This is a genomic window from Ferdinandcohnia salidurans, from assembly GCF_042680725.1.
Classification (GTDB): domain Bacteria; phylum Bacillota; class Bacilli; order Bacillales; family Bacillaceae_L; genus Ferdinandcohnia; species Ferdinandcohnia salidurans.
Genome location: NZ_JBHUEK010000010.1, coordinates 116,689 through 129,988, shown reverse-complemented (window position 1 = coordinate 129,988; position 13,300 = coordinate 116,689). Strand labels below are relative to the sequence as shown.

The following is a 13,300-nucleotide window of genomic DNA, read 5'->3' as shown; positions in this document are numbered from 1 at the left end:
TTTAATTATCTCCTTCTAGCAAACTGACGGGTAAATAGGTAATCGTCACTTTTTTTGTAGTTGGATGAATCGTTACATCAGACCTGACCCCGTAGATTTCGTATATCGATTCAGACGTTAATACTTCTTCAGGAGTTCCTGCCATCATAATACGCCCATCCTTGACAACATAAAGTCGGTCGCAATAAAGTGCAGCAAGGTTTAAATCATGGATGGCCGATAAGACCGTTACACCTAGCCCTTTAATTAAATCAAAAATTTGCAACTGATGTTGGATATCCAAGTGGTTTGTTGGTTCATCTAGTAGTAATAAATCCGTTTGCTGCGCAAGCACTCTACCTAGTAAGACGCGTTGCTTTTCCCCACCTGATAGATTGATATAATTGCGTTTCTCCATATCAGTCATACCAATTTGCTCAATCGCATTTGCAACAATTTCTTTATCTTTTCTACTGTCACCATCAAAAAATCCTTTGTATGGACTTCTCCCCATTGCGACGATTTCTTCGACCTTAAAATCAAATGGGATGACATTTTCTTGTCCGACAACACCGATTTTTTGCGCTGCCGCCTTAGGGTTCATTTTATAAACATTTTCTCCATCTAAAAAAACAACACCAGAATCAGGCTTAAGCCCACGATACAGGTTTTTTAAGAGAGTCGATTTCCCACTTCCGTTTGGTCCGATGATTCCGACAAATTCACCTTCTGAAACATGCAAATTCATATCTTCAATAATATGTTTTTCATTCAATGAAAAATTCAAATTCTCAACCAGTAGTTTCAATTTTTCACCTACTTTTTTGTTTTTAATAACCAAATAAAGAATGGCCCTCCTACTAATGCGGTTAATATCCCAATTGGCAATTCCTCAGGTGCTATCACCATTCGGGCGGCAACATCTGTCCACACGACAAAAATTCCACCAAGTAAGGCACTTACAGGAAGAACCCGCTTATGATCTGAACCAACGAGTAGTCTTGTAATATGCGGAACCATTAACCCAATAAATCCAATTGAGCCACTCACCGCTATCGTGACACCAGCTAAAAGCGAGGCAACAAGGATCAATAATTTATGCAATCTCCCCACATTAAAGCCTAATGTTTCCGCTGTTTCGTCACCGAAAAGTAAGGCATTGAGAGCACGATATTGGCTCATTAAAACGATCATACAAATCACTGCCACTATAAGGGGTAGCGTTAAATAGCCCCATTTTGCTCCTGCCAAGCTTCCTGACATCCAAAAGGTGGCATTATGTAAGCCTAATGCATTCGGAGCACTTAGCGTAATCGTTCTTGTCAATGCATCCATCATCAGTGCGATTGCAACACCTGAAAGCAAGAGATGAGTCACATTGATTCTTCCGTTCACCCTTGAAAGGGTATAGACTAAAATGATTGTCAAAGCAGCACCAATAAACGCACTGATGGAAAGTGAATAAGTACCAAAAATCGAAAAGGCACCAAATAACATTCCTAAAGTTGCCGTTGCAGATGCACCTGATGAGACACCAAGAATGAATGGGTCTGCAAGATGGTTACGAACCAATGCTTGCATAACAACCCCTGTTATCGCTAATGAAGCACCAACAATCATTCCTAATAACACTCTTGGTAAGCGTAAACCCCAAACGATATTATCCTCAACCTGTGTCCAGTTATTTTCAATAGTGAGAAAGGGAAGTTTGGCGAAAAGGATTTTTATGACCGTGAGTGGATGAACAGAGACTGGCCCTATACCAATTGAGAAGAGGATAGAAAGAGTGCTTACTATCAACAGTAGTATTGTAATAACCTTCATATTCGGTTCATCTTGATTGAAGATCTTTTGAATATAATTCCTTTTCATACCAATTCCTTTCCACAAAACATGAACGCCCAGAGAAGTTTTCTGAGCGTTTTAGAGTCATGTTTTTACACACCTTTATAGTCATTGCTTTCAAAGAGGTCGATGAGTTCGATGTCCTTGTTTTTATCTTGGAAATAACGATACGTAAAGTCATTTTCAAATAACACGACATATCGGTCGCTACGGTCCCGAACAAGTAGACTTCTTGAATCAAATAGACGAGTATCTACATCTTTATTGCCAATCCATCTTGGGATTCTGTTTCCAAGTGAAGTGAACTCAACAGAGACATTATATTCTCCCTCTAATCTATATTCAAACACATCATATTGAAGTTGACCAACCGCACCAAGAATGAACTCATCACTTGATTCCTGTCTGAACAATTGAATTGCCCCTTCTTGAACGAGCTGTTCAATACCTTTTCTAAATTGCTTTGCCTTCATTACGTTCTTCACGCGAACTTTACGATACATTTCAGGTGGGAACACAGGTAGTTCCTGATAATGGATATCTTCTTTACCTGCTGTAAGGGTATCACCGATTTGGTAGACATTTGGATCATAAATACCAATAATATCACCAGGATAAGCCTCATCTACTGTTTCACGACTTGCGGCCATAAACTGCTGAGTTTGATTCAGCTTGATTGATTTTCCTGTACGAGTGATGTTGACACTCATTCCACGTTCAAACTTCCCTGAGCAGACGCGAAGGAATGCAATTCGGTCGCGGTGCTTCGTGTTCATGTTTGCTTGGATTTTGAAAATATAACCTGAAAACGTTTCGTCCTCTGGTGGAATTAAGCCAAGATTTGTTTTACGTGGCTTCGGTTCTGAAGCAAATTGTAAAAAGGTATTAAAAAACGTTTCTACACCAAAGTTTGCGAGCGCACTACCAAAGAATACAGGCGTAAGGTCACCTTTGGCTACACGTTCCACATCAAAGTCATTTCCTGCTTCATCTAATAAAAGTAACTCATCTTGTGTACTTTCATAAATCGGACTATCTGTAATTCCAGGATGCTTGCCGTCCTCTAGCTCCTGTAATGAAATGATTTTTTCATCTTCATTTCCAGTAAAATGTACAAATTGATTGTTGTAACGATCGACAATCCCTAAGAATCGTTTCCCCATTCCAACTGGCCAGTTCATCGGATACGATTCAATACCAAGAACTTCTTCAATTTCAGCTAAGAGTTCAAGTGGATCTTTTCCTTCACGGTCAAGCTTATTGATGAATGTAAAAATTGGAATGCCTCTCATGCGACAAACTTTAAAGAGTTTAATCGTTTGTGGCTCAACACCTTTTGTTGAATCGATGATCATCACAACACTGTCCACAGCTGTTAACGTACGATAGGTGTCCTCACTGAAGTCCTCGTGTCCTGGTGTATCAAGAATATTGACATAGAAGTTTTCGTATGGAAAACTCATCACACTTGATGTAACTGAAATCCCACGTTGTTTTTCAATCTCCATCCAGTCCGACGCAGCAAATTTTCCTGATTTTTTTCCTTTTACCGTACCTGTTTCACGAATTACATTCCCAAAATATAATAATTTCTCAGTCATCGTCGTTTTACCAGCATCCGGGTGAGAGATGATGGCAAACGTTCTTCGTTTTTGAACTTCATCTATATAGCTCATGCAAATTATCCTTCCGTTATCACAGATTGTATCTAAAAAAATATATCACAATTAAAAAGGAACTACAACGAGAATTGATTCCAGTTACTCATAGGAAAATTTTGAAAATAGAGCAATTCTGTGATTTAAATCACAGAAGCCTATATGGGTTCGCACTATACTAAAGTTAGAAATAGAAAAAAACTATAATGAGGTGAAGGTTACATGTTTGTAGCATATTTTCTTGTTGTTAGTATTATTCTAGTTTGTGTCGGTTTTGCAGTCCAAATTATGAACGGTGTTAAAGAATTAGATAAAAATTCATTAGATCAATAATGTAATATGCTTGTTCAAAAAGGAGGATGAAAAGGACCACGTCGACAAAAACGCCACGTCCTGTGGCATTGTCGACACTAGCACGTCCTGTGCGTCGAAAGTTCGAGGCGGCGTAGCTTTGAGTACCGGAGCGTATGTAGTTAATACGCGAGGAACGCAAAAGCAAGCCAACGAGCTTCCACAGGATGTGGTGACTTCGACGTTCGACACAGGAAGTGTCGGTAGTTAGTCGAAGTTCCTATATCGATATGTCAATTTCACCGGACTTTTTGAATATCTTCTAGAAAAAGAAAACGGGAGAACTAGTTATTCAACTAGTATCTCCCATTTTTTCGTCATCAATTAAAGGAACCCTTCCATTCTATAGCAACCCGGCCACCATAGAGGAATCCTCCTTAGGCCCGTGGCTTTGCGTCATTGTCTTTCAACAATTTTGCCTTTTGTATAGTTTGGTTTTTATCAATGATGTATTTATTTCACTGCTTTACTCATACGCTGGTATTTACGTTGGATGCTAATTGGGCTACGGTTAAGTCTTTTTCCAATGTCGGAAAACGGAGTACCTGTTGCCACAAGCTCAATCATGGAGTTAATTTCTACTGTTGTCCACGCTCGGTAATTGACCCTCTTTTGCTTTGAACGCTCTCCTTCCACCCAACATGGTTCAGGAACGATTGCATTTTTTTCAATTTTTGAGAAGTCAATTCGGCTTTTGTTATTCTTTGCCCAATCCCAAAAATCCTCGGGTTTAATAAAGTAAAATTTTCGTGTATTTCGCGTTGCCTTTTTTGTGTACCTTAGTCCATGGTTATCAATCCATAGCTTTACAGACTTTGGATCAATCTTTAATAGAGTTGCCAATTCATGCATTGTCAATTGACCGGTAAAGGATTTGGTGTTCGAAAGCCCTAATCTTTTAATCTTTAACTCAACTGCCGTTTCCGTCCTATGAAGGTGATTGGCGATGGTTGAGATTTTCATACGGCCTACATTGTCCTTTAAAAACTCTATTTCTTCATATGTCCATGTTCTCTTCTTCAAATCAAAAATCCCCTTTTCATTCTTAATAGCACTAAGAATGAAAGGCCTTTTGATGACATACTCTTATCATATCATACTATTGAACTAAAAATACACTAGCATTTTTATTTTCTCTAGAATTGTCAAGTGCTTTTTATACTTTTATAGTTTTATGTATGTGTATCCTCTGGATTAGTAACTTCCTTATTTTTGAAGCATAAGCTTCATCGCATGAATTTGGCCTAAATGGTAGGCGATATGGAAGAAAGCTAGGTTCGTTATTTCACCAAAGGTTTCAAGACCAAGAAAGGGTTGTTTCAACCTTTCGTCAAAACGTTCAACAGGGATTTGCTGTATTCTAGTTACCTGTTCGGTAAATTGATCTACTAGATCTGCTATTGAGGGGATTTCTCCATTCCAGTCTGCAGGACTAGTTCCTTTGGCAAAGAGGTTCAAATAATTTTCCGGTAGATAAGTAGACTTCTTCGGATAGCCAAACATAAATTGCTCATTGACGGTAACGAGATGACCTACATGCCAAAGGATTGTATTATTAAAACCGTCCGGTTGAATGGATACTATATCGTCCGTTACATCCTCCAAATCGCCAAGAAAACGACCCTTTAATAATTCAAATTGCATCAATAAATAGTGACTCATTGCAAACTCCTCCTGGTTTTTATGTGGTAGTAATCTATATGGCATTTGATGTTATTTGAGACCAGATTATTGCGTTTATAAATAATCTGGTCTCATATTCATTTGAAAGCATTATATATAAATGAGTGATTTTTAGGTAATAGTTAGTACCATGCATAATTCCTATGGTCTAGAGTGTTTTTATATCTATTTAAATTTGCTGTCACTAACCAATACACGCTGTCGTTTCCCGGGAAATGGTGTCGGCAATAGAAAAAAATGTCGGATAGATTTCCGACGCAAATAGACCCAAATCTGATTTGATTTGGGCCCTTTATGTCAATTATTCAATTCCAGTCGTATTACTTGTTAGGGTTAATGAAGCTGTTTCGAGATTTCCACCTCGGTAGTAGGTTAATTCAATTTGATCGCCTATTTTTACTTTTGAATATAAATATTTACGAAGGTCCATTGAGCTTTTAACTTCGGTATCATTGATTTTTACAATGACATCGGTCATTTTCAGGCCAGCTTTTTCTGCTGCAGAATTTTGCGCAACACTCGTTACAATGACTCCTTCCTTAACGTCATTCGGAAGGTCAGCGTAATACATTCTTGGAACTTCCGCTAGGTCCGCTAAACCGATGCCGATAAATGGACGCTCAATTTTACCATTTTCAATCAGACTGTTAATAATCGGAACAACATCATTACTTGGGATCGCGAAGCCTAATCCTTCTACCCCGCTGTTCGCAATCTTTAAGCTGTTAATTCCAATTACTTGTCCTTGTGTATTTAAAAGAGCACCACCACTGTTACCTGGGTTAATGGCTGCATCCGTCTGGATAACGTTTAATTCCCAGCCACCTGCAGAAGTATCGACGGAAATGCTACGGTCTTTTGCACTTACAATCCCAGATGTAACGGTTCTTGATAAATCAAGACCAAGAGGGTTCCCAATAGCAAACACCTGATCACCAGGTCTTAGTGTCCCTGAATCACCAAATGGAAGAACCGCCTCGACATGTTTAGAATCTATTTCTAAAACAGCTAAATCGGTTAATGGATCTGTACCAATCAACTTAGCCATTGTTTTTTCACCATTCTGAAGAGAGATTTCTACCTCATTTGCATTTTCAATTACGTGGTTATTCGTTACAATATAAGCTTTATCTCCATCTTTTTGAAAAATAACCCCGGAGCCAGTGCCGCTAGGAATATTTTGTGAGTTGCTTCGGTTAAAAGGATTTTGTTGAGATTGCATACTTGTGATTCCCACGATCCCTTTTGATGCTTCTTCCACCATATCAGCGATAGAAGACGCTGAGTCAGAAACTGCGGTTGATTGGATTTTCACCGGTCCAGATGCTTCAATAACCTCAGAGTTCTGCTCTGTTGCAGGAGAATCTGAATTGAAATAACCCTGGAGACCGTCAATATGTGGTGCAACTCCAAGCGTTAATGCCGAACCAAGGACACCTGCAGACACCATGGACAAAAAGCTTTTCATTTTTGAGTTTGACTTTTTCTCTTTTGGCCTTGATGCACGAAGTGTCGATTCTTCGGTAACCGCTGTTTGCTGAGATGTTGCCTCAATAACTTCTGAATTCTGAACGGTTTCAGTCTGAGCGTGTTCAACTTGTGTTGGTTCAATGTCGATATGTTCTACCTCAGGTTTCAAATCCATTTTTTCCTGCTCCGACTGAATCCCTGTAGAATCGCTTTCCTTATTATCTAGGTTGTTAGATTGATCATCTGTATGTTTAAATTCATCAAAACGTTTATCGTTTTCCATTATGAATTCCTCCTTGACTTACTCCATATTTATATCATAGTCAAAAATTATGAACAAAATATTAACAAACCTTGAAAAGAAGTGGAAAAATAAACGAAAATCCACCATTATTATGATGGATTACGTTAATGGTAATCGAATTTCAAACTTGGTTCCTTTTCCTTTTTCACTCGTTACCTTAATTTTACCATCATGAAGCTGGACCAACTGTTTTACGATCGAAAGCCCTAGGCCAAATTGACCAAATAGTGTACCCGTTCGAGATACATCCGCTTTGTAAAAACGATGCCATATATTTTCTATTTCCGCTGGGTCAATACCGACACCCGTATCTTCAATTTCGATAATTGTTTCAGACTCTCCTACTTTTCCACGAATCCAAATAGTTCCATTATCAGTAAACTGAATACTGTTTTTTGTGATATTAATTAGAATCTGTATTAACCGGTCGTAGTCTGCTGTAATCATTAAACCGTTAGGAACATCAATCATGATTTGATCATTTTTTTCTTCTGCTTGTGGTTCTAATGTGTCTTTAACAACCTCAAGCACTTCAATTAGTTCGATTGTTTCCTTTTGAAGCGTAACCTGATTGGAGCGTATTTTTTCATAATCCAGATTCTCATTCACAAGACGAATAAGACGCTTTGTTTCCTGACTGACCAATTGAACGCCTTTTGCCTTTTCCTCATCTGGAATCAAGTCATTACTTAACCCTTCAATTACCCCACTAATCGTTGTGAGCGGAGTCCGTAATTCATGGGAAACATCGGCCATAAATTTCCGCCTTCTGCTCTCAAGGCTTTCAATTTCCTCCATTGATTGCTGCAAGCGCTGCGCCATTTCGTTGAAGTCCTTCAATAACTCACCAATCTCATCAAAATCAGATGAGGGTAATTTAATCGAATAATCTCCAGCAGAAATCATTGAGGTTGCTTTCCTTAAGCGTCTGATGCGCTTCACATGAACCGTCGACAAAATCCAACTCATTAAAATAGCAACAGCCAATGCTAAAAACATCGTATAAAATAAATACTGGTTAATATCATGAATCATTTCCTGTGTTCCGCTGATTGGTGACGCAAGCAGGACCCCGCCGACAAATGTTTGCCCCACCATATAAGGCATGACAATAAATGTCACTTCTTGCTCAAATCGCTTATAATCCTGTTTGACTGACACGATATGCCCACTTCGGACCTTGTCCCATTCCTTTTTTCTTAACTCCACTTGTGGTACAAATCCACCAACATTACTCAGGCTTACTCCATCTTCATCAAATACAGTAAATAAAATATTTCGCTCCCCCAGCATGTTTGAGTATTGACGAATTAATGAATCTACATTAGATGTACGACTAATATCAGAAATGATGTTTTCACCATAAGTGGTCAGTTCTTCGACCTTTTCTTCGAATACGAGGTTCCCAACGTAATGCGCGAACACAATACTTAAGATAACAAACGCAACCACAATCACACTTATGTGACTAACAAGCTGCTGAAACATGTACCGAAATTTCATTTGTCTTCCTCAACGGTCTCATCAAATTTATAGCCAACACCCCATACTGTATGGAAAAATGGCTGATTCGTAGTACCTAACTTTTTTCGGAGCCGCTTTATATGTACGTCGACCGTGCGCTCGTCTCCATAAAATTGATAACCCCACACGCGATCTAATAACTGTTCTCTCGAAAACACCTGTTTCGGATGCTGCGCAAAATAATACAATAAATCAAATTCCTTAGGCGTTAAATTGGTGATTGCCTTCCCATTCAGAATAACTTCTCTTGTAATTTTATTTATTTTAAAATGTTCTGTTTGAAGTGTTCCCGTTTCTACTTCCTCTGAAGGCTTACTATTGTAGCGTCTCGTGACCGCCTTTATTCGTGCCATTAAGGCTAGTGGGCTAAATGGCTTTGTGACATAGTCGTCTGCGCCCATCTCAAGGCCCAATACCTGATCAGACTCACTATCCTTTGCGGTAAGCATAATAATCGGAACAGAGCTTTTTTCTTCGCGAATTTTTCGGCAAATGGTCACGCCATCCATACTAGGAAGCATCCAGTCCACTATGATTAAATCCCAATTTTCTTCTTTAAATCGGTTATAACCCTTTTGTCCATCATGGACGAACTCACCCTGAATACCTTCCTTTGAAAAAAACATTTCTATCATCGAACAAACACTCTCATTGTCTTCTATAACAAGAACTCTCATTTCTCCATCTCCTAATAAAAAACCGTAGATATTTTTATTTTACTATACAAAATCCAGATTTTAAAAATGGAGTGCCTTTTTTTTCACAAGCACTTGTTCACGCCCATAACTGTCTATATAGTGCAGTTTTATTTTATGTTTACCCAACTCAAATAGTAAAGTTTCATATAAAAGCTCTGCTTGATACGAAATTTGATTATTTTCCACTTTAACAAGATTAATAGGATATGTATAAGGAACACCATACTTTTTAGGTGCATGTAAAAATAAAGAATTTTCACGGTTTGTTTCAATGGTTAGCTTTGTATTCTCGTTTTCATAAACACCTAATAATTGTGTAGTGTCAAACTCTTTATTATTCACTTGCTGGGTCTCAATAAGATGAACATCCTTGCCGAAAACAATATTCTTAAGATCACTGCTTATTTTCTCGACGGGTGTAAGATTCAAATTTGATAATACAATGATCGTTACATCTTCATTTATATTCAAATAAAAATCACTTACAAAGCCGTTGATATCCCCAGAATGACAGGCGATCTTTTCTGGTACATCTACTAAAAACCAGCCATATCCATAGCCATCGAGGTACGGAGTAAACATTCGATCGATAAGTTCTTTTCCTAAAATGTTGCCTTTATGTAATGCCTGACTCCACTTAAATAAATCCTCAACCGTAGAGTATAAACCGTATGCTCCCATTGGAAATGACATATCGATAAATTCGGTATGTATAAGTGTTTTGTGAATGGTGTGACCCGTTGCTAAATACGGAATAATTGTTCTGCCATCATCAACACCTGTATCCTTCATTCCAATTGGCTGAAATATGGTTTTATCTAGAAATGTAGAGTAGGATTCCCCTGAGATTTTTTCAATAATTGCTGTTAAAACTAGATAACCAGTATTACAATATTCCATTCTCTCACCTGGTTTGAACTCGAGGGGCAAATCCTTAATGGATTCCATTACTTGTTCCAGGTTGGCCTGAAGCCTCATCGTTCTTGACCAATAGTCAGGTAAAGACGTAAAGTCAGGAATTCCAGATGTATGCGATAACAAGTGGTGGATTGTTATATTTCCCCAACTTTTATGACTCGGTAAAAATAAGTCAACATTATCCGTTAATGCAAGTTTTCCTTGCTCAACTAGCTTTAGAATAGCAAATGCAGTAAATGCCTTTGAAAGGGAGCCGATTCTAAATTTTGTTTTTGAAGTGGCTGGTACTTCGTATTGGAAACTAGCAAACCCATATCCTTCCGATAACAGTATTTTTCCTTTTTCAGCTACAAGTACAGCTCCATTAAAATAGCCATGATCTCCTAGTGAGTTCATATAGTTTTTAAGCTTTTGTTGTGTCTCGTGACTCATAAGTTCCTCCTATTTATGAAAGAGACTACGAAAACGTAGCCCCCAAATTGTTAAACTCTCATTTCTCCATGCTCAATCGAAGATTTTTCAATTTGTATGGTAGTATGTTCGATTTTGAATTTGTCACGTATTTTATCAATGGATTGCTGTAAAATTTCCTGGCTGTCATGGTCGTCTTTGATTAAAATATGACAAGTGAGCGAATCAATTCCTGATGTGATTGTCCAAATGTGAAGATCATGAACATCAATCACTCCTTCAATTTCTTCAAGGGTAGCTTTCACTTCTTTTTGATTAATCGTAATCGGCGTACCTTCCATTAAAATATGAATCGAATGTGTTAACACACCCCATGCACTTTTTAAAATTAGGATTGCGACAACTACAGAAATAATTGGGTCCGCTATATACCATTCAAACATCAGCATCAAGAGTCCCGCAATTATGGCACCTACTGATCCTAGTGCATCCCCAAGAACATGAAGGTATGCGCTCCTTAGATTAACGTTATTTTTTACATCGCCTTTACTAATCAGTGACCAAGCACTCAGTATATTCGCCAAAAGACCAATTCCAGCAATAATCATCATGGTTCCACTTGCTACAGTCGGAGGCTCGAAAAAACGCTGAAACGCCGCATAAACGATAAAACCTGCAATGACAAACAGTGTAACTGCATTAAAAAGGGCCGCTAAAATCTCAAATCGATAAAAGCCATAGGTCTTCTTCGGAGATGCAGGTCGTGTAGCAAACCAAAAGGCGACTAAGCTTAATGCTAATGAACTCGCATCACTTAGCATATGTCCTGAATCTGATAGTAAGGCTAAACTGTTTGTAATAAGACCACCGAAAAATTCTAGCAGCATGATTCCCGTCGTAATAATTAGAGCAATGAATAAACCTTTCTTATTGCCTTCTCTAACTTCATCAAAATGATGATGGTGATGGTGACCATGATGATCGTGACCGTGATGATGGTGGTGATGGTGATGTCCCATCATTTTCCCCTCCTATTCATGTTCAATATGATGAATGACTTGGTGAAGCAAAGTAATGACATGTTCATCATCATATGTATAAAGGAATGTATTCCCCTCGCGTCGGTATGTCACTAAGCGGAGATTTCGTAGTAGGCTGAGTTGATGGGATACCGCTGATTGGGACATTTCGAGGACTTCTGCAATATGGGTAACCGAACATTCCTCTTGAGATAATAAATAAAGAATTTTAATTCGCGTAGGATCCGCGAGTGCTTTAAAAATGCGTGACGCATCGTCAATTGTGGTTTGTGATAAAAAGGAATGATCTTTCTGTTCCACTATTTAACCCTTCTTTCTTAATTGTGCTTGGTTACCTGAATATGCTGAGCTATGCACTTTGCATCATCGGCAACTCCCTGGAGTAAGGCTGAGCCTCTTCTCGTTTGCCAGGGTAATCCTAAAAAATATAGACCCTTTATCTTTGTGATTCCTTTGATATGCTCTGGCTGACCGTTTTCTTGTAATGCGTTCGAGATTTGTAGCCAATGATAATTTGCTTTGAATCCTGTTGCCCAAACGACATTCGGAACGTTAAGGCTGCTTTTATCATCAAAAATAAATGTATCTTCTTTTATAGTAGTGGTTCTTGGTTTTATCGTAACTTTACCTGATTTGATGGCTGTCTTTAATTCAAATCCAAAAATTGGATCGGGACGTTTTTTTATAAAAGTACCGAGTTTGGATGTGGTACTAGCTTTGAGTATACCAAATTTATCAAACCACCAAAAAATGCTCTTACCACCGAGGTCCTGCGGGATAAAATTGAATTTTTGGCTAACCGAAAGATACACAGTCCGCTCTTTTGCTAACTCAACACCAATTTGTGCGCCAGAGTTTGCTCCTCCCACAACCAAGACAGGTCCATCCTTGAGTTGTGTTGGATTTTTGTATTGTGATGAATGGATTTGGAATACTTGATCCGATAAGTTCTTTGCAAAGTTTGGGATCGCTGGCTCTTGAAATGGGCCAGTTGCAATTACGATATTTTTAGCACGGATTATTTCTTTCGACGTTTCAATTTTAAAGCCATCTTCTATCTCTGTAACGCTTGTTACGATTGTATTTAGTTGGATTGGAAGCGAATGGTATGATGCGTAATTAGCTAAATAATCGGCAACCTCATTCTTTGTTGGGTAACCTTGCCTTGCACCTTTCATTTTGAAATCAGGAAGCTCACTATAACCTCTTGGTGTAAAAAGGGTTAGTGAATCATACCGATTTTTCCATGATTCCCCGATTTCCTTCGCTTTATCTATAAGTAGAAATGATTGATTGGCTTGTTTTAAATAAAAACCTAGGGCTAAACCCGCTTGACCGGCTCCGATTATCACAACATCATACATAAATATCCCTACTTCATTTAAAGTATATGAGCATATGCTCATATATAATATTAAG

12 protein-coding genes and 1 riboswitch are annotated in these 13,300 nt (G+C 38.4%); all 12 genes read right to left on the bottom strand.

Translation table 11 applies throughout. From position 1 onward, the window contains the following. Position 1 precedes the first annotated feature (1 nt). Positions 2-820, bottom strand: a complete 819-nt coding sequence (locus ACFSFW_RS07950; protein WP_388036929.1) for an ABC transporter ATP-binding protein — start codon at positions 818-820, stop codon at positions 2-4. After that, positions 796-1,851, bottom strand: a complete 1,056-nt coding sequence (locus ACFSFW_RS07945; RefSeq protein ID WP_388036926.1) for a FecCD family ABC transporter permease — start codon at positions 1,849-1,851, stop codon at positions 796-798. Before ACFSFW_RS07945 ends, ACFSFW_RS07950 begins: the two co-directional genes overlap by 25 nt. 65 nt (positions 1,852-1,916) lie before the next feature. Further along, the gene (locus tag ACFSFW_RS07940; protein WP_304216561.1) at positions 1,917-3,500 is read right to left on the bottom strand and encodes a peptide chain release factor 3; all 1,584 of its coding nucleotides are present in this window, start codon (positions 3,498-3,500) and stop codon (positions 1,917-1,919) included. Positions 3,501-4,177: 677 nt separating this feature from the next. After that, positions 4,178-4,263: riboswitch (cyclic di-GMP riboswitch) on the bottom strand. A gap of 23 nt (positions 4,264-4,286) precedes the next feature. Further along, a complete protein-coding gene (locus tag ACFSFW_RS07935) occupies positions 4,287-4,856 on the bottom strand; it encodes a DNA-binding protein (RefSeq protein WP_388036922.1) in 570 nt (189 codons plus the stop codon). A gap of 183 nt (positions 4,857-5,039) precedes the next feature. Beyond that, positions 5,040-5,495 carry a DinB family protein gene (locus tag ACFSFW_RS07930; RefSeq protein ID WP_388036919.1) on the bottom strand — a complete coding sequence of 152 codons (456 nt, stop codon included), beginning with the start codon at positions 5,493-5,495 and terminating at the stop codon, positions 5,040-5,042. A 322-nt stretch (positions 5,496-5,817) separates the two neighbouring features. Beyond that, complete coding sequence (locus ACFSFW_RS07925; RefSeq protein ID WP_388036917.1) at positions 5,818-7,269, bottom strand: S1C family serine protease; 1,452 nt, start codon at positions 7,267-7,269, stop codon at positions 5,818-5,820. A gap of 120 nt (positions 7,270-7,389) precedes the next feature. Further along, on the bottom strand, positions 7,390-8,793 hold the full coding sequence (locus tag ACFSFW_RS07920; protein ID WP_388036914.1) for a sensor histidine kinase: 1,404 nt from the start codon (positions 8,791-8,793) through the stop codon (positions 7,390-7,392). Next, a complete protein-coding gene (locus ACFSFW_RS07915) occupies positions 8,790-9,491 on the bottom strand; it encodes a winged helix-turn-helix domain-containing protein (protein WP_388036911.1) in 702 nt (233 codons plus the stop codon). Before ACFSFW_RS07915 ends, ACFSFW_RS07920 begins: the two co-directional genes overlap by 4 nt. A gap of 60 nt (positions 9,492-9,551) precedes the next feature. Next, positions 9,552-10,862: a serine hydrolase domain-containing protein gene (locus tag ACFSFW_RS07910; protein ID WP_388036909.1), complete on the bottom strand. Its 1,311-nt coding sequence runs from the start codon at positions 10,860-10,862 to the stop codon at positions 9,552-9,554. Between the two features lie 50 nt (positions 10,863-10,912). After that, a complete protein-coding gene (locus ACFSFW_RS07905) occupies positions 10,913-11,860 on the bottom strand; it encodes a cation diffusion facilitator family transporter (protein WP_388036906.1) in 948 nt (315 codons plus the stop codon). A gap of 12 nt (positions 11,861-11,872) precedes the next feature. Beyond that, positions 11,873-12,181: an ArsR/SmtB family transcription factor gene (locus tag ACFSFW_RS07900; protein ID WP_304216544.1), complete on the bottom strand. Its 309-nt coding sequence runs from the start codon at positions 12,179-12,181 to the stop codon at positions 11,873-11,875. Positions 12,182-12,198: 17 nt separating this feature from the next. Beyond that, positions 12,199-13,245 (bottom strand): flavin-containing monooxygenase, encoded by a 1,047-nt coding sequence (locus ACFSFW_RS07895; protein ID WP_388036903.1) that lies wholly within the window; start codon positions 13,243-13,245, stop codon positions 12,199-12,201. Positions 13,246-13,300 lie beyond the last annotated feature (55 nt).